We start from the raw sequence: 17,010 nt of genomic DNA, 5'->3' as shown, positions 1-17,010 counted from the left end.
GGGCCGCACGCCGCCCTCGGGCTCAGTCGTCGAGGGCGAAGACCGGACCGGTCCGGGCCGCCATCTGGCAGGAGTTCGAGAACGTCTCGCGGTACTCGATCGGCCGGCCGTTCCACTGCCCGCGCGCCTGGACGGTCACCGGGGCGTAGACCATCGGGCACATCGCGTCCTTGGCCGGGGTGATGCGGGCGATGTCACCGCCCGCCGCGGCGAGCTCGGCACAGGCCTCGGCCGCGCGGGAGTACCCCTCGGGAGGGTCGCACAGCAGGATGGCGCCGCGCGCGTCACCGGACTGGCTCTCGCCCTTGGTGACGGTCAGGTACAGGTAGTCGGCGCCGCGCGTCCCGCCCGGCACGGCCTGGGCGGGGCCGGCGGCGAGAAGGGCGGCCGCGGCCAGCAGGGCACCGCCGGCAACTGTCGCTTTGCTGAGATGTGTCATTCCCCGTGCATCGGCACGGCGGGCTCGGTCCCCCAGCCCGACTCACCCGATCGGGCACGCACGCGCGCGTGCCGGTGTGCCAGTTCGAAGGCGCTCAGGACGATCCGTGTCTGGTACTCGGCCTGGCGTGCGACCGGGATCCAGCGCGCGCCGAGGGCGTCGTGGTAGTCCGCGCACCAGGTGTCGATCAGCCGGTCCAGGTCGGGCAGGGCGGCGGCGGGGTCGTGGCCGGTGCTGCGCAGGAGCTGGTGCAGCATCCCGGCGGTGCGCAGGGCCAGCCGGCGCCCGGCGATCCGCAGGGCGGCCAGGTGGGCGGAGCGGAGCGGGGGCAGCGGGCGGGCGCTGCCGGCGTCCGTGTCGGGGTCCCAGGCGTCGGCGAGGCCGGGGCAGACCAGCAGGTAGTCGTCGACGGGCGCGAGCAGCCGGGCCGCGTCCGGCGCCGCGGACAGCTGTGGCCGCACCCGGGCCAGGACGCCGTCCAGGAGCTCCGTGTCGCGCCGCAGGGTCCGGCTGACGGAGCGCAGCGCCGCGTCCCGGTCGGCGGGCGGTGTGCCGTCCTGGACGGCGGCCACGCCCCACATGGGCGCCTCGACGATGGCGGTGACGGTGCCGTGCCGGTACGGGTGGAACCAGGTGGACTCGACGGCGGCCTCGGTGATGGCGGCGGCCAGGTCGCCCCGGCGGGGCGGCGGGACGCGGTAGACGGCCGGGCCCAGGGTGGGCCAGTAGAGGGTGTCGTAGGCGCCGAGTTCGCGGGGGATGCCGAGCCGGGTCGCGGTGTGCGCGAGGCGCCGGTCGAGGCCCGGCAGCTCGCGGGTCAGCTCGACGAAGCCGCCGCCGACGTCGACGCCGTGCAGCGAGCACTGGAGGAAGGGCCGCAGCTCGTCCTGGAGGTCGAGCAGTGCCCGGGTCTCGGGCAGCGCGGCGGCGTCCGCCCCGTCGGGCAGCCACTCGGGCTGCTCCAGAAAGCCGGGCCGGAAGAAGTTCCGGAAGTAGTGGCCCAGGGTGTACGGCCCGGCCAGCCAGCCCTCGTTGCGCCGTGAGCCGTCGGGGTCCAGGCACAGCAGCAGGTTCCAGGTGACGTCGGCGTCCTCGGTGAGCCTCGGGTCGGCGAGGAGCCGGTCGGCGAGACGCAGCACGGTGGCACCGCCGACGGGTTCGTTGGCGTGCGGGCCTGCGACGACGAGGGCGTGCCGGGTGCCGTGACCGATGGAAAGCAGCCACATCGGGGTGCCCGCGCGGGAGGTCCCGGCCCTGCGCAGCCGGGCGTCCCGGGGGCGGTCGGCGACCAGCGCGGCCGCCCGCGAGGCGAGCTCGTCGACGGACGGGTAGCGGAGGAGGGGCGGCAGGTCACACCTCCACAGAGCGGCGCCGTCCATTCACATGGTGTGCATGGTGTACGCACAGTCAGTCACGACTTGCGGGGTACGTCAACACCGCGGCGGACAAACACTTTTCAGCCATCGCACAGGACACGTGCAGGTGGCGGCGGACCAGCCGGGGGGTCAGTCGCTCGAGAGCCGGAAGGCCATCCGGCCGAACCCGACCTGGTCGCCCTCGCGGACGACGGCGGCGCCGGTCACCCGGCGGCCGTTCACGGTCGTGCCGTTGGTGGAGCCGAGGTCCCGCAGGACCCACAGGCCGCCCTGGCGGCGGAGTTCGGCGTGCACCCGGGAGACCGTCTCGTGGTTGAGCCGCAGCCCGTTGGCGGGGTCGCGGCCGATGCGCAGCGGATGGCCGTTGCCCGGATGCGGCAGCAGCAGCTTGGGCAGCCGCTCGGCCTGCCAGGCCCGGCGCAGCCGTACGGTGAAGCCGGAGACGGCCTCGACGGTGCCGAAGAGCACGCGCGCGAAGCGGCTCTCCTGGGGCAGGTCGGCGGTGAGCGCGGCGAGTTCGTCGGCGCGGCGGGCGGCGAGCGCCAGTTCCATGCGGCGCACGAACGTGTCGTGCGACAGCCGTCCCATGGCGACGCCGTCACGCAGCACGCTCAGCGCCTTGTCGCGCTCCGCGTCGGACAGCCGCGCGGGGTAGGTGTGGAACTCGAAGGACGACGTCACGCTGCCGATTCTGGGTCAGTGAACCCCGGGTGTCCAGAAAACGGGGAAACGGCCGTCACGCGCGCGTACGTACGGCGACACCCGTTCCGCAAAGCCGGGATTCAAAGCGGATTGATCTCTTTTCACGGCACGATGGACGTACTACCTCACGATGAGCCAGACGAAGGGGACCGTCCGTGCAGTTCGAGGTGTGGGCACCGCAGGCAGACCGCGTGACGCTCCATTGCGACGGCGACACGCGCGCGTTGGAGCGCGACCCGGAGCGGTCCGGCTGGTGGACCGGGGAGGCGGACGCCGAGGACGGCACGCGGTACGGGTTCGCCCTGGACGACGGCCCGGTGCTGCCCGACCCGCGCTCGCGCCGCCAGCCGGACGGCCCTGACGGGCTCAGCGCGGTGGTCGACCACGAGCGCCACGCGTGGCGTGCCGCCTGGTCCGGGCGCGCGCTGCCCGGCGCGGTGCTCTACGAGCTGCACGTGGGCACGTACACCCCCGAGGGCACCCTGGACGCGGCCGCCGCCCGCCTCGACCACCTGCGGGAACTGGGTGTCACACACGTGGAGTTGATGCCGTTGTGCCCGTTCCCCGGCCGGCACGGCTGGGGGTACGAGGGCGTCTCGCTGTGGGCGGTGCACGAGCCGTACGGCGGCCCCGAGGCGCTGCAACGCTTTGTCGACCGGGCCCACGAACTCGGCCTGGGCGTCGTCCTGGACGTCGTGCACAACCACCTCGGCCCGTCCGGCAACTACCTGCCCGCGTTCGGGCCGTACTTCACGGAGACGCACCAGACGCCCTGGGGATCCGCCGTGAACCTGGACGCGCCCGGGTCGGACGAGGTGCGCGCGTATCTGCTGGGCAGCGCGCTGGCCTGGCTGCGGGACTACCGGATCGACGGGCTGCGCCTGGACGCGGTGCACACGCTGCGGGACACGCGCGCGTGCCACTTCCTGGAGGAACTGTCGTCGGCCGTGGCCGCTCTGGCGGCCGAGTCGGGCCGGCCGCTGTTCCTCGTCGGCGAGTCCGACCTGAACGACCCACGGGTCATCGCCCCGCGCGCGGAGCACGGGTTCGGCCTGGACGCCCAGTGGAACGACGACTTCCACCACGCCCTGCACGCCGCGCTGACCGGCGAGTCCCAGGGCTACTACGCCGACTTCGCCCGCGCCCCGTTCGCCGCCCTCGCCAAGACGCTGACCGGCGGCTACTTCCACGACGGCACGTACTCCAGCTTCCGCGGCCGCCGGCACGGCCGCCCGCTGGACCGCTCGCAGGTGGCCGGGCACCGGCTGCTCGGCTACACCCAGACCCACGACCAGGTCGGCAACCGCGCCCAGGGCGACCGGCTCTCGGCGACCCTCTCCCCCGGCCTGCTGGCCTGTGCGGCCACGCTGAGCCTGACCGCGCCCTTCACGCCGATGCTGTTCATGGGCGAGGAGTGGGCGGCCGGCACCCCCTGGCAGTTCTTCACCGACCACACGGACCCGGACCTCACGGAGGCCGTACGACGTGGCAGGCGGCGGGAGTTCGCGGCGCACGGGTGGGCCGAGGAGGACGTGCCCGACCCGCAGGACCCGGCGACGCGGGACCGCTCCTGTCTGGACTGGTCGGAGCCGGAACGCGAGCCGCACGCGCGCGTGCTGGCCTGGTACCGCCGCCTGCTCGCCCTGCGCCGCGAGCAGCCGGACCTCACCGATCCCGATCTCGCCGACACCAAGGTGGCGTACGACGAGGCGGCACGCTGGCTGGCGTTCCGGCGCGGGGACGTGCGGGTGGCGGTGAACCTGGGCAAGGAGCCGGCCGAGATCCCGCTCGGCACCGGACGGGTGGAGGTCCTGGCCGCGTGGGACACCGTGGCGGCACCGGACACGGACGGGGTGCTTCGGGTGCCGGGCGAGTCGTGCGTGGTGCTGACCCAGGCCTGACCGAAGCCCGACCGAGGCGTGGGTCGGCCCCGGGCCCCGGGCGTCGCGCTACAGCTCCTCGTCGTCCTCGGTGTCCTCGCGCAGTTCCGTCACCCGCTCCAGCAGGATCGCCTCCCAGGCGCGCCGGAGTTGGGTGCGCAGCAGCGGCAGGGGGCTGTCGTCGCGGCCTTCGAGGCGGTCGGTGAGACGGATGACGGTGTCGCAGCGGGCCAGCCACAGGCCGCGCAGACAGGGGCGGGCGCCGTAGCCGGCGAGGGTCGCCGCGCGGACGGCCGCGCCGGAGCCGACCGCGAGGGCTAGCCCGGCGATGTCCTCGGCGGGGTCGCCGACCGCCGCGTCGGTCCAGTCGAGGACGCCGCGCACCCTGCCGTCGGCGCTGACCACCAGGTGCTCGCCCTTGAGGTCGTGGTGGGCCAGCACGGCGGTACCGGGCTGGGCGGCGAGCTGTGCGGCGCTCGGCGGGGTGAGCTGGAGCAGACGGGCGGGGTCGAACTCGTCGGCGGCGGCGAGGCGTTCGGCGGCGGGCACGGCCATCCGGCGCAGCGCCTCCAGGGAACGCGGCGGGGTGCGCGGCACGCCGAGCGTCTCGGCCTGCCGTACCGGCACCTCGCGCAGCCCGGTGAGCAGCCCGGCCAGGTCCGCCTCGCCGACCGCGGAGACGTCGTGCTCCTCGGCCGTGCCCCCGGGGATCACGGTGTCCAGCGTGTACGTCAGCCCCGGCGCCCACTCGCCGTGCGCCACGCCGGCCGGGACCGCGACCGGCAGGTACGGCCGCATCAGGTCGCGCAGACGCAGTTCGCGGCGCTGGCGGACGGAGGCGTCCCGGTCGGGAGCGAGGCGCAGCACATGCCGGGTGCCGACCCACCAGGTGGAGTGTTCACCGCCCGCCGCGACGGGCCGCACCTCGGGGCCCGCGGCGCCGTCCGCGCTCTCCTTGAGCAGCGAACGGACCAGTCGGCGGACGGTGTCCGCGGTGGGAGTCGGAGCCTGGGTCATGGATCGCGCCGTTGCCGTTCGGGATGGGGTAGGGGCGGGCGGGTGGTGCCGGGGCCGGGTGGGTCAGCCCACGACGACCATCTCGCGGGTGGTGTTGTTGAAACGACGGCCGCCCTCCGCGGTCACCGTGACGATGTCCTCGATGCGCACGCCGAAACGGCCGGGCAGGTAGATACCGGGCTCCACGGAGAAGCACATCCCGGGCACGAGCGGCTGCTCCTCGCCCTCGATCATGTACGGCGGCTCGTGCGTGGTGACGCCGATGCCGTGGCCGGTGCGGTGGATGAAGAACTCGCCGTACCCGGCGTCCGTGATGACCGCGCGGGCGGCCCGGTCGACCTCCTGGCAGGCGACGCCGGGGCGTACGGCCCGGAAGCCGGCCTCCTGGGCGGCGCGCACGATGTCGTGCACCTCGCGCTCCTCGGCGGTGGGCGGGCCCACGTGCACGGTGCGGGTGGTGTCGGAGCCGTAGCCGTCCTTGAGGCCGCCGAAGTCGAGGACGACCATGTCGCCGTCCTGGATGACACGGTCGCCGACCTCGTGGTGCGGGTTGGCGCCGTTGGGTCCTGAGCCGACGATGGTGAAGTCGACCTGGTCGTGGCCGAAGCGGCGCAGCAGGTCGGCGAGGTCGTGGCCGACGTCGGACTCGCGGCGGCCGGCGAAGGGAACCTTGCGGATCTCCTCGAACGTTGCGTCGGCAGCCGCTCCGGCGGCGGCGAGGAGTTCGAGTTCGGCCGCGTCCTTCACGGCGCGGAGCATGGGCAGCGCGTCGGTGAGGGAGGCGTAGGAGGTGCCGGGGAGTGTCTTCTGCAGGCCCAGCAGGTGCATGGCCCAGGCGTTGTCGCTGATACCGAACCGGCCGGTCCCGTCGAGCAGGTCGGCGGTCACGGCGTAGGGGTCCGTGCCGTCGGTCCAGTCCCGCAGGGACAGCACGGCCGCGCCGTCGGCCTTCTCGGCGTCGGGGGCTTCGAGGGTGGGGACGATCAGCACGGGGTCCCTGCCGGGGGCCAGGACGAGGAGGGTGAGCCGTTCGGTGACCGCGGTGGGGGTGTAGCCGGTGAGCCACACCATGTCGGGGCCGGGGGCGATGAGGAGGCCGGCGAGTCCGGCGTCCGCCGCGGTGTGCGCTGCGCGTGCCATGCGGGACTTGTAGTCGCCGGCGGTGAAGGGGGCGGCGGCGGTGCCGGTCATCCAGGGCCTCCTTGCGCGGGTGAGGGTGCCTCCTGGAGCATCCTGCCGGGTGCTGCGTGGCCGCGCGAGCCGGTTTGGGCAGAGCCGCCGTTGTGGGTTGTGGTTGTGTCGCCGGTGCGGGTGCTCGGGGGCTGGTCGCGCCCACGCGGCGGAGCCGCACATGTATACAGCCCCGCGCCCCTGTCGGGGCGCTCTCGCTGGGCTTTCTTTCAGGTCACCACGCCCGGCACCACCGTCAGCTGCTGATACCCCCCGCTCGCATGCCGCACCGTGAGCTTGACCTCCTTGCCCGGCTCGGCGTCGGCGACCGCTCGGACCAGGTCGGCCGCGCTGTCGATCCGCCGGTCGCCGAACTGGAGGAGGACGTCGCCGCGTACCAGTCCCGCCGAGTAGCCCGGGCCCGGCACATGGACGCCCGTCACCAGCGCGCCCACCTTCTCGGCGTCCACGGCCTCCACGCCCAGGGTCGCGGCTGCCGTCGGCGAGGGGGCCGGGGTGGCCGGGGGTGCATGGCTCGGTGCCGGCGGCGGGGTCTGCTGCCGCAGTTCCGCCAGTCTGCTCATGCCGATCACCGTGGCGCCCACCGTGCCAAGGCCGACCCCGGACAGCACCAGGACCGTGCCGACGAACGATCCGAACAGCAGGGTCCTGATGTGGCGGCCGCGTCGGCGCGCGGCGTGCGGGCGGCGGGCCGGGTCGGACGGGGGACTGTCCCCGCGCTCCTGACCGGGGATCGGTTTGGGACGCAATGCGGTCTGTTCCATGGTTCGCCTCCACCCCGAGCTCTACCCGGCGCACGCGGGCGCGACGAGACACGAACGAGTGAGACTGAACCTGGGTCAACGACGGGAAGCCTTAGCCCTCACCTGCGGCATGGGCACCGTCGAGAAGGCTTGCCACCAGGTCCGCCGCCGCTCCCGTGGGGGTCCCGCCGTACACCAGTTCCACCCGGTGGACGAGGCGCGGTGCGGTGACGGGGACGGCGACGGTGCCGGGGGCTCCGGTGGCCGTGCGCAGGGGCAGCAGGGTGAGGCCGTGGCCGGCGGCGGTCAGGGCGGTGAGGGTGCGGACGTCGGAGCCGTCGTAGCGCAGGGCCGGGCGGAAGGCGCCGCCGCCGGTCGCGGTGCGCAACTGGCTCAGCGGCGGGGCCGCGTCGGGTGCGTCGAGCCAGCGGGCGTCGGCGAGGTCGGCCAGGCGCAGGCCGGGGCGGCGGGCGAGCGGATGCCCGGCGGGGAGCAGGACGGCGACGGGCTCCTCGCCGGCACCGTGCGTGGTCAGGGGGGCCACGTCGGGCAGCCGCAGGGGGTCGCTGGGGGCGGCGAGGCCGTCGAGCAGGCCCAGGTCGGCGGTGCCGGTGGCGACGGCGGCCGGGATCTCGTCGCGGGGCAGGACGCGCAGGGTGACGCCGGACGCCGGGAGCGCGGCGAGGGCTGCGGGGCCGAGTGCGGTCGGGGTGGCGGCGAGGGTCAGGCCGGGCGCAGGCGCGGCGGCCATCCGTACGACGTCGGCGCGGGCCGCGTCCAGGCGCAGCAGCAGCGGGGCTGCGTGTTCCAGGAGCCTTTCACCGGCCGCCGTCGGGGTCACCGGACGCCGGGTGAGCAGGGGGGCGCCGAGGTCCTGTTCGAGGGCGGCGATGTGCTGGGAGACCGCGGACTGGGTGTAGCCCAGCTCGCGCGCGGCCTCCGAGAAGGAGGCGAGGCGGGCCACGGTGACGTACGTGCGCAGGAGGTGCGGGTCCATGCCGCACAGGATCGCATCAGCGATGCTTATCGAGAGTGCATCAATCATCGTTGGACGCGAACCGGAGTGGGCGCCCAGGATGAGCCCATGACGAACTCCGCAGCTCGGACCGCCACGATCGCCCTGGTCGGGGACCGCTCCCCCAACGTCGTGTCGCACACCCGGATCCCGCTCCTCCTCGACGCGCTCGCCCAGCGCGACCGGCTGGTCCTGGACGCCTACTGGATCCCGTCGGAGGACGCCGAGGACACGGACGCGGTGCGCGGCTTCGACGCGGTGTGGGTGCTGCCGGGCAGCCCGTACCGCAGTGAGGCGGGCGTGCTGCGGGCGATCCGCACCGCCCGTGAGGAGGACATCCCCTTCCTGGGCACCTGCGGGGGTTTCCAGCACGCGCTCCTGGAGTACGCCCGCGACGTCTGCGGCCTGACCCGGGTCGCGCACGCCGAGAACGACCCCGACGCCGAGGACCTCCTGATCGAGCCGCTGGCCTGCTCTCTGGTGGGTCACGAGGCCGCGGTGCGCATCGAACCCAGCACGCTGGCCGAGTCGGCGATCGGCTCCGGGCGCACGGTCGAGCGCTACTTCTGCTCGTACGGCCCCTCCCGCCACCTCGACACCCTGCGCGCCCACGGACTGCGGCTGTCCGGCCACGACGAGGACGGGCAGGTCCGCGTCGCCGAACTGCCCGGCCATCCCTTCTTCCTGGCCACGCTCTTCCAGCCGGAGCTGTCGGGTGACGGCTCGCGCGCGCATCCGGTGATCCGCGCGCTGGCCCGGGCGGCGGTCGCGCACGCCACGGAGCGGGCGCGCGCGTCGGTGTGAGGCCGGGGCCACCTCGCCCCCGCCGTGACCCGAGGCCGTTGTCAGTGGCGGCTGTTACGTTCTGTGACATGACCGATCACTGCCTGCGGCTGCTCCGGCAGCACCGCCGCCTGGCCGAACTGGCGGCGTTCCCTTTCAACTTCGACCTGGACCGGGCCGCCGACGGCCATGGCGAGCCGGTCCGCCTCGCCTCCGGTGGCTCACTGGACGTGGTGGCGGGCTGCGACACCGGCGGCACGTATTTCGTGTGCGCGGACGGCTCGTTGCTGTACGCGGACTCGGAGGGCTCGGCCGGGACCATAGGGTCGTCCGTCGACGAGGCGCTGGAGATCGTGATCGGCCTGCCGGGCTGGCGTGACCTCCTGCGCCTGTCTCCGGCGGACGGCGAGACGGCGATCCTCGCGGGCGTGGCCGAGATCGAGGAGGAGATCCGCGAGTACCACGGCATCGACGCCGAGCGCGCCGAACTCCGCGCCGCCCTGGACCTGCCCGACCGCTCCCCCGTCGAGCTGCTCGGCATGCTGCACACGGCCCTGCTGCGTACCGAACCCGACTTCCTCCTGCTGAACGCGGACGAAGGCTGCGCCTACGACCTGCTCGACCCGCACCCCCGGCCGCCCCTGTGGGAGTCGGTACGGCACGAGGTCCCCGGCGACCCGGCCGACCAGCCGCTGTCGACGTGGACCCGGCTGGCGGCCGAGCAGGGGATGACCGAGCTCGCCCGGGTGGCGCTGATCCGCCGTCTCGACGACCTGTTCATGGACCAGAGCCTGCTGCTGCGGCCCGGCAGCAGAAAGGACCTCGATCTGTCGCCGCTGCGGTGGCTGGCCGGGGAGTTCGAGCGGCTGGGCGACCTGCCGCAGGCCGAGCGCGCCCGGGGTCTGCACACCTCCCTCCGGTAGGGACCCGCGCGACGGGCGCCGTCAGCCGACCGGCAGCGACGGGGCGAGCGGTGGGCGGTCCGGGACGAAGCCGTGGGCGCGGCGGGCGAGGTGGTCCGCCTGGTAACGGTCGACGCGCTGGTGCCAGTTGAGGATGCCGGCCATCCAGTTCTGCAGGTCGCGGACGTAGGCGTCCATGGCCGCGCGCGCCTCGACGGACAGCTCGAAGTCGTCGTACACGACCGGCAGTTCGCTTGCGACGACGTGTTCGAACTGCTGCATCCGCTGGGTCATCAGGTCGTGTACGACGTGGAGCGCGGTCGGGTAGTCGACGCCGAAGAAGTTCTGCACGACAAGGATGGCGTTGTGCAGCTCGCCCTCGTACTGGATCTCCTTCTGGTAGGAGAAGACGTCGTTGACGAGCATGCCGTAGTCGATGGCGGCGTTCTCCAGGGAGCGCACCGGGCCGCTGCGGTACACCTCCGGGGGAATCGCGGGGCCGTGGCCGCGGCGGGCCAGGCTCAGGGTGAGGTCCGAGCCGAAGGTGGACCGGCGCATCTCCAGGTAGTCGACCGGGTCGGGGATGCGGTGCTGGAGCTGGTTGGACATCTCCCAGAGCCAGCTCTCGGTCATCCGGTCGACGGACTGTTTGAGGGCGAGCCGGTCCTCGGGGCCCATCCCGGCCGTGGTGCGGGCCCACAGGTCGATCAGGCCGCGTTCCATGCCGGTGGCCGGCACCGGCACCGGCTCGTCGGCGAGGGGCATGCAGGCGGTGAGGCGGGCCGTGGCGAGCCGGGCGCCGGCCAGGTCGCGCCGGGCGCCGAAGCAGAGCGGGTAGTAGTCGTCGGCGTAGGTGCCCCAGGCCAGCCACCGGGCGCTCAGGTCGAGTTCCTCGGGGGTGGCGTCGGGGTCGAGTCCTGCGGCGCAGAGCACGAGGTCGGCGGCGGCCAGCCGGTCCTCGTCCCAGATGCCTTCGGACAGCATTCCGGTGCCGTGCATCCAGGCGGTCAGCCGGGGCCGGGCGGCGTCGAGATGCGGGTTGAGCTCGACCTCGTACGGCATGTGGAAGTCGGGCAGGAGGGAGGGGCCGACCTGCTGGAAGGGCACATGGGAGTAGGCGCGCAGGCGCTCCGCGGCGGCCGCGGCCAGTAAGGCGCCGACGTCCGCGGCGGAGGTGCCGGGGCCGGTGAGGTGCTGCCAGGGAGAGGAGGGGACGGCGCCCTTGTTCATGTAGCGACTGGAGCGCAGGTGCCATTCGTGGCCGCCGGACTGCCAGTCCTGCAGGCCCTTGGTGTAGGCGGCGATCGCGGCGGCCTGGTCGGGGGTCAGGCCCTTCTCGGCGGCGAGGGCCGGGACTTCGGTGAGGGCGGTGTGCTCGAACTGGTGGAGGCGGGAGGTGAGGATGTCGTTGACCGCGTCGGCGGCCTCCTGGGTGGTGCAGTCGAAGAAGGTCTCCAGGACCAGCACACCGTTGCTGTTCTCGCCCTCGTCCTCCACCTCGCGCTGGTAGGAGAACAGGTCGTTGCGCAGGTGGACGGCGTCGGCGAAGGTCTCCATCAGCACCCTCAGCGGCCGCGAGCCGGCGGCGACGGCGGGCACCTCGGCCGTCGCGTACTCGACCAGGCCCGCCGACCAGGGGGCGCCGCCGACCTTGCGGCGCATCTCGATGTACTCGACGGGGTTGGCGATCCGCCCCTCGTTGATGTTGGACAGCTCCCACATCGACTCGTTCAGCAGGTGCTCGGTGGCGACCGAGAAGCGTCGCCGCCAGTCCACCGACATCGACGGCACCGTGCGCGCCCACAGGTCCGCGAGGCCCGCCTCGACCGGGTTCTGCGGCTCCGGCACGGGCATCGCCGGGTCGAGCGGCATGAACAGCGGGAGCCGGTCGAGGTGGGCCTTGCCGGCGGCCCGGTTCTGGGTGCGCTTGTACATGTCGAGAAAGTGGTCGTCGAAGAAGAACACCCACACGTACCAGTCGGTGATCAGGGAGAGGGCGGGGCCGTCGCAGTCGGGGTGGGTGTAGCTGCACAGCAGGCCGTAGTCGTGTGCCTCCAGGTCGGCCTGGGTCCAGATCCCGGAACCCTCCAGCATGCCCATCTCGCGGGCCCACTCGGTGGAATGGGACCGGGCCTCCTCCAGGCGCGGGTTGAGCCGCGCGGGATACGGCATGTAGAAGTGCGGGAGTTCGAACGGCTGCGTCATGGCCGGGGCCCTACCCGCGCGCCTCGAAGGCCATCCACCGCGCGGCACATGATCACACCATCGCGTGAACCGGCGCGGAATCCGGGAACTCCGGGCGGACAGGGCTCCCACGGGACCATGCGCGAAGCGCGCCTTCGGGCTGCGGCCCTGCTGGCGCCCGTCTTGCCCGGCCCCGCCGCACGGGCCACCGTGGTCGCATGACCACCTCTGCCGGCGGCGGTGAAGCCCCGCCCGTCCCCGATGTGTTCGATCCGCGCCGGTACGCGGTCGCCGTGCCGTACGCCGACTACCGCGTCCTGCGCGACCACCACCCGGTCGCCTGGCAGCGGGAGCCGGAAGTGCTGGGGTGGCCGGCCGGGCCGGGGTTCTGGGCGGTGGCACGGCACGCGGACGTGGTGCGGGTACTCAAGGACGCGGGGACGTACTCGTCGCGGCTCGGCGCGACCCAGATCCGGGATCCGGATCCGGAGGACCTGCCGTTCATCCGGCGCATGATGCTCAACCAGGATCCGCCGCAGCACGGTCGGCTGCGGCGGACGGTGAGCCGGGCCTTCACACCGGGGCGGATCGAGCGGTTCGAGGCGGCGGTTCGGGAGCGGGCGCGGACCCTGTTCGCCCGGGCGCTGGAGACGGCCCGGGCGGGGGACGGCACCGTGGACCTGGTCGCCGCCGTCACCGACGAGTACGCGCTGCTCAACCTCGCCGATCTGCTGGGTGTCCCGGAGAGCGACCGGGGGCTGCTGCTGCACTGGACGCGACGGGTGATCGGCTACCAGGACCCGGACGAGGCCGGGCCCGGGATGCTCGACGGCGAGGGCAGGCCGGTGAATCCCCGGTCGCCGGCGATGCTCCGGGACATGTTCGGGTACGCCCGGCAACTCGCCGCGCACAAGCGCCGGAACCCGGCCGACGACGTCATGACGGCCCTCGCCCACGACCCGGAACTCGCCGACGGCGAACTGGAGATGTTCTTCTTCCTGCTGACCGTCGCGGGCAACGACACGGTGCGCTCGGCCGCCCCCGGCGGGCTGCTGGCGCTGGCCGAACACCCGGAGTCGTACCGCCTGTTGCGCGCCGGGAAGGCCGGAGCGGACACCGCGGTGGACGAGTTGCTGCGCTGGCATCCCCCGGTGCTGACCTTCCGCCGTACCGCCGCGCGGGACACCGAGCTGGGCGGGCGGCACATCAGGAAGGGCGACAAGGTGGTCGTCCTGCACGCCTCGGCCAACCGTGACGAGCGGGCCTTCGCCGGGCCCGACCGCCTCGACCTCACCCGGGCGCCGAACCCGCACGTGTCCTTCGGGGACGGGCCGCACGTGTGCCTGGGCGCCCACTTCGCCCGGCTCCAACTGCGCACGCTCTATGCGCAGGCACCGGCCGCCCTGACGCCCGCGGGTCCCGTCGAGCGGCTCGTGTCGAACTTCATCAACGGGCTCAAGTCGCTGCCGATGCACCTGGGTTGACCTGGATCAGGGCATGGGTGCCTGCCGTACGCCAGCGCTCCGCCCCGGCCGCGTCCAGGGCCGCCTCGGTGTCCGCGGAGAGTCCTGTGATCACATCGGACTTGAGGGTGCGCAGCGCGGCCACCGGGCCCGGGAACCAGGCGGTGACGTCGGCGAAGGGGGTGGTCGGAGGCCAGAGCCGATCGCCCACCAGACGGCGGTAGTTGAGGTCGCCCTTGAAGATCGTCAGCGTGGCCGAGGCGAACTCGGCGCGCAGGTCGCCGGGCATCTCGGCGTACGGCAGCGGGGCGCAGGAGAACGGGTGGGCGCGCACGGCGAGGCGGCCGTCGGCCATCGCCGACCAGAGGGTGCGGCCGTACCCGGCGGCGGCGCCCGGGGCCGCGGTGAGCCTGCGCAGGGCGTCGAGCACGTCGGCGGTCGTGGCGTCGGAGACGTAGTACGGGTAGGGCTTGATGTGCAGGACCGCGCGGGCGATGCGGTCCGTGTCCAGGAGGTGGGCGATCAGCAGCAGGTCGGGGACGAGTTCGCGGCCCGCGTTGTCGGCGACGAGGCACAGGGTGCCGCCGCCGTGGAGCAACGGCCACAGGGCGGCGCTGTCGTCGGCGACCAGGGCGTCGACGGCCTCGCCCGACTGGGCGGCGGAGAGCCGGAAGCCGAGGTCGGCGCGGTTGCCCCACAGGGAGCCGTGCAGCAGGGCCCGGTCCGGGTCGCCGCCGAGGTCGTCGAGCGCGGCCAGTTCCGCGTCGGTCTCCTTGGCGTCGAGTTCGGCGAGCTTGAAGGGGCGGAAGGGGTCGATGCCCTGCCAGGGGCCGGGGCCGAAGTAGCCGACGGCGTCCAGGAGTCTGCGGTAGAAGTAGCTCTCCGACCACAGCCACGGCACGTCGAACCAGGACCGGCCGGTGCAGGTGTCCAGGCCCCAGTCGCGCCAGCCGCTCGCGTCGCCGGGCAGGGGTTCGATCACGCCCTCGGTGCAGTTGCGCAGCAGCGCGTCGAGGGCGCGGTGCTGCTCGGGGCCGTACGGGAAGGCGTCCCGCACCTGGCGGATGATCGCGGGGTGCCGTTCGGCCAGCACGCTGTGCGGGAACGGGCCGGTGGTGCCGAGGATCACGGGCGGGGCGGCGGAGACGGGCATGAACGCCACGCTATCGCGCGGGCCGCCCGGCTCCGCCGAACCGCGGGACGCCTGTCACACCGTCCCGCGGCGTCCGTCACGCCGTCCCTCACGCCGTTCTGATCTCGCGCTCCAGTTGGGTGGCGAGGGTCAGGTAGCGGGCGCGCCGGTGCACCGGCACCAGGCCGCGGATCATCAGGTACCACATCTCGGCGACCCTGCGCGGCAGCCGCCCCACCGGCTCCAGGTTGCGGCCGGCGACCCGGGTGCCGACGAAGAAGCAGACCAGGGAGTGCGCGACCGCGCCGACGTCTATGTCCGGGTGCACGTCGGACTCCTTGACGGCGCCCAGGAGTTTGCGCGTGGCGAACTCCAGCCACTCGGTGAACGGGTGCCTGAGCGGCGGCCGTACGATGACGTCCGCGGTGGCGAGGCGCAGGCCGGCGCGCGGGATCGGGCCGTCGACGGAGAGCCGCGCGATCGCGAACGTGGTGCGCATCAGGGCTTCCAGCGAGGAGTAGCCACGGCTGTCCATCTCCCGCACCAACTGGCTGGAGGTGCGGGACTGGAGCTCCATGATGGCGTGCGCCAGGTCCTCCTTGGCGGCGAAGTGGAAGTAGAGCGCCCCCTTGGTGACCCTCGCGTGTTCGACGATCTCGCTCAGGCTGGTGGATTCGTAGCCGCGCCGGTCGAAGAGGTCGGCGGCGGCCGTGATGATCGTGGCACGGGTCTGCTCCGCGCGTAACTGCCTCGCCATCGACTCGACGCTCCTTCACGACTTCACGACTTCAACGACGCCACGGTTCCAAACCGACGGGGCATGCGGTTTGTTTTTTACCCCGTGCACACGATAGCTCACCGTGCGGCAACGGGAGGCAACCGTGCGGGCCGGTGACGGACACCTGCAAGTCGCGCTCGCGACCACGTGAACAGGGGTCCACGGTGCACGAACGGACGAGATCAGAACACACCCCTCCCTCGTGTTCGCGCCGGTTTCCGGAAGCGCCGCGGCCGGCCGGGCGGCCATCGATGATCGCCACGATACGAGCCGCGCGGTTGGTTCTCAATGGCGCCCGGAAAGTCGACAAAACGGATGATCCGGTCGGCGGCATGCACTCCAACCGGCCCTGTGACCAACCGCGCTGAACGGTGCGGCGCCGATTCCCGTACTCAATGCGGCAGAACCCCCATACCCGCGCCCGCCGAGGAGACGTCCCGCATGACTCGGACGACCGCCCGCCTGAGAGTCGCGGGAGCCGCCGTCGCGGCCCCGCTCCTGCTCCTGTCGTGGGCGGCCGGGTCCGCCCGGGCGCACGGCGCGCCCACCTATCCCGTCAGCCGGGCCTACGCCTGCTCCCCCAGCGGTGGCAGCGCCACGACGGCGGCCTGCAAGGCGGCGATCACGGCGAGCGGGCAGAACTTCGTCGCGTGGGACGACGTGCGGGTGGCGGGTGTCGGCGGCCGGGACCGGCAGGTGATTCCGGACGGCCGGTTGTGCAGCGGCAATCTGCCGGCGTACAAGGGGCTCGACCTGGCGCGCGCGGACTGGCCCGCGACCGAACTGACCCCGGGCGCCCGGATGACGATGACGTACGCCGCGACGATCGCGCACTCCGGCACGTTCAAGCTGTATCTGACGAAGCCCGGCTACGACCCGGCGAAGCCGCTGACGTGGTCCGACCTGCCCGCGCAGCCCTTCGCGGAGTTCAAGGACCCGCCGCTGACGAACGGCGCGTACCACTTCGGCGCGACCCTGCCGGCCGACCGGACGGGCCGTCAGGTGCTGTACACCATCTGGCAGACCAGCAGCACGCCGGACACCTACTACTCGTGCTCCGACGTGGTGTTCACGGTGAAGAAGGCGTCGAAGAAGGAAACCTCGAAGGACGCGGCGAAGGGCGGGCAGAAGGACGGCGGCGCGACCGCGGGCACGAAGCCGAGTACGACGCCGGCTCCCGCCGCCTCGAAGAGCGTTGCCGCGCGGGCACAGCGGACGGCGGCGGCGACCCCGGTCTCCCCAACGACCGGAACCACCGCCGCCGACAGCACTCCCGTGGCCTCCGACACGGACCCCGGCTCGGGCCCGTCGGCGCCACTGGTGGCGGGCGGCGCCGCCGCGGTGCTGGTGCTCACCGGCGGCGCCGCCCTGGCGTTGCGTCTGCGTCGACGCTAACGGCCTTTAC

General features: G+C 73.3%; 15 protein-coding genes. 5 read left to right on the top strand and 10 right to left on the bottom strand.

The window, feature by feature from the left end:
• Nucleotides 1-22: 22 nt before the first annotated feature.
• The 3 genes from ABT137_RS24640 to ABT137_RS24630 all read right to left on the bottom strand — a co-directional run bounded on the left by ABT137_RS24640 (nt 23) and on the right by ABT137_RS24630 (nt 2,496).
• Nucleotides 23-439 (bottom strand): SSI family serine proteinase inhibitor, encoded by a 417-nt coding sequence (locus ABT137_RS24640; protein WP_351712353.1) that lies wholly within the window; start codon nt 437-439, stop codon nt 23-25.
• Nucleotides 436-1,818 (bottom strand): M14 family zinc carboxypeptidase, encoded by a 1,383-nt coding sequence (locus tag ABT137_RS24635; protein WP_351712351.1) that lies wholly within the window; start codon nt 1,816-1,818, stop codon nt 436-438. Before ABT137_RS24635 ends, ABT137_RS24640 begins: the two co-directional genes overlap by 4 nt.
• Nucleotides 1,819-1,944: 126 nt before the next feature.
• Entirely contained in the window at nt 1,945-2,496 is a 552-nt protein-coding gene (locus tag ABT137_RS24630; RefSeq protein ID WP_351712349.1) for an FHA domain-containing protein, read from the bottom strand.
• Between the two features lie 176 nt (nt 2,497-2,672).
• Here ABT137_RS24630 and treZ point away from each other — a divergent pair, with 176 nt between their 5' ends.
• Nucleotides 2,673-4,418: a malto-oligosyltrehalose trehalohydrolase gene (gene treZ / locus ABT137_RS24625; RefSeq protein ID WP_351712347.1), complete on the top strand. Its 1,746-nt coding sequence runs from the start codon at nt 2,673-2,675 to the stop codon at nt 4,416-4,418.
• Between the two features lie 48 nt (nt 4,419-4,466).
• On the opposite strand, the gene ABT137_RS24620 is transcribed toward treZ, so the two are convergent.
• The 4 genes from ABT137_RS24620 to ABT137_RS24605 form a co-directional block, all read right to left on the bottom strand.
• Nucleotides 4,467-5,414, bottom strand: coding sequence for an aminoglycoside phosphotransferase family protein (locus ABT137_RS24620; protein ID WP_351712345.1), 948 nt, complete (start codon nt 5,412-5,414; stop codon nt 4,467-4,469).
• A 63-nt stretch (nt 5,415-5,477) separates the two neighbouring features.
• Nucleotides 5,478-6,605, bottom strand: coding sequence for an aminopeptidase P family protein (locus tag ABT137_RS24615; RefSeq protein WP_351712343.1), 1,128 nt, complete (start codon nt 6,603-6,605; stop codon nt 5,478-5,480).
• A 209-nt stretch (nt 6,606-6,814) separates the two neighbouring features.
• The gene (locus ABT137_RS24610; protein ID WP_351712341.1) at nt 6,815-7,369 is read right to left on the bottom strand and encodes a PDZ domain-containing protein; all 555 of its coding nucleotides are present in this window, start codon (nt 7,367-7,369) and stop codon (nt 6,815-6,817) included.
• Nucleotides 7,370-7,460: 91 nt separating this feature from the next.
• Nucleotides 7,461-8,345 (bottom strand): LysR family transcriptional regulator, encoded by an 885-nt coding sequence (locus tag ABT137_RS24605; RefSeq protein WP_351712339.1) that lies wholly within the window; start codon nt 8,343-8,345, stop codon nt 7,461-7,463.
• Nucleotides 8,346-8,432: 87 nt separating this feature from the next.
• Between ABT137_RS24605 and ABT137_RS24600 the strand changes: the two genes are divergently transcribed.
• The gene (locus ABT137_RS24600) at nt 8,433-9,167 is read left to right on the top strand and encodes a CTP synthase C-terminal region-related (seleno)protein (protein ID WP_351712338.1); all 735 of its coding nucleotides are present in this window, start codon (nt 8,433-8,435) and stop codon (nt 9,165-9,167) included.
• Between the two features lie 68 nt (nt 9,168-9,235).
• Nucleotides 9,236-10,069 (top strand): hypothetical protein, encoded by an 834-nt coding sequence (locus tag ABT137_RS24595; protein WP_351712336.1) that lies wholly within the window; start codon nt 9,236-9,238, stop codon nt 10,067-10,069.
• 21 nt (nt 10,070-10,090) lie between these two features.
• Here ABT137_RS24595 and cyc2 read toward each other — a convergent pair whose 3' ends face one another.
• Nucleotides 10,091-12,253 (bottom strand): germacradienol/geosmin synthase Cyc2, encoded by a 2,163-nt coding sequence (gene cyc2, locus ABT137_RS24590; RefSeq protein WP_351712334.1) that lies wholly within the window; start codon nt 12,251-12,253, stop codon nt 10,091-10,093.
• 197 nt (nt 12,254-12,450) lie between these two features.
• Here cyc2 and ABT137_RS24585 point away from each other — a divergent pair, with 197 nt between their 5' ends.
• Nucleotides 12,451-13,716 carry a cytochrome P450 gene (locus ABT137_RS24585; RefSeq protein WP_351712332.1) on the top strand — a complete coding sequence of 422 codons (1,266 nt, stop codon included), beginning with the start codon at nt 12,451-12,453 and terminating at the stop codon, nt 13,714-13,716.
• On the opposite strand, the gene ABT137_RS24580 is transcribed toward ABT137_RS24585, so the two are convergent.
• Nucleotides 13,688-14,848: a damage-control phosphatase ARMT1 family protein gene (locus ABT137_RS24580; protein ID WP_351712330.1), complete on the bottom strand. Its 1,161-nt coding sequence runs from the start codon at nt 14,846-14,848 to the stop codon at nt 13,688-13,690. The genes ABT137_RS24585 and ABT137_RS24580 overlap by 29 nt on opposite strands.
• An 88-nt stretch (nt 14,849-14,936) precedes the next feature.
• The gene (locus tag ABT137_RS24575) at nt 14,937-15,584 is read right to left on the bottom strand and encodes a ScbR family autoregulator-binding transcription factor (protein ID WP_351712328.1); all 648 of its coding nucleotides are present in this window, start codon (nt 15,582-15,584) and stop codon (nt 14,937-14,939) included.
• Nucleotides 15,585-16,046: 462 nt separating this feature from the next.
• Between ABT137_RS24575 and ABT137_RS24570 the strand changes: the two genes are divergently transcribed.
• Entirely contained in the window at nt 16,047-17,000 is a 954-nt protein-coding gene (locus ABT137_RS24570; RefSeq protein ID WP_351712326.1) for a lytic polysaccharide monooxygenase, read from the top strand.
• Nucleotides 17,001-17,010: the final 10 nt, after the last annotated feature.

This window comes from Streptomyces sp. NPDC001980, assembly GCF_040296885.1.
Lineage (GTDB): Bacteria > Actinomycetota > Actinomycetes > Streptomycetales > Streptomycetaceae > Streptomyces.
The sequence above is the reverse complement of the archived record's forward strand: the minus strand, read 5'-3'. Positions and strand labels throughout refer to the sequence as shown.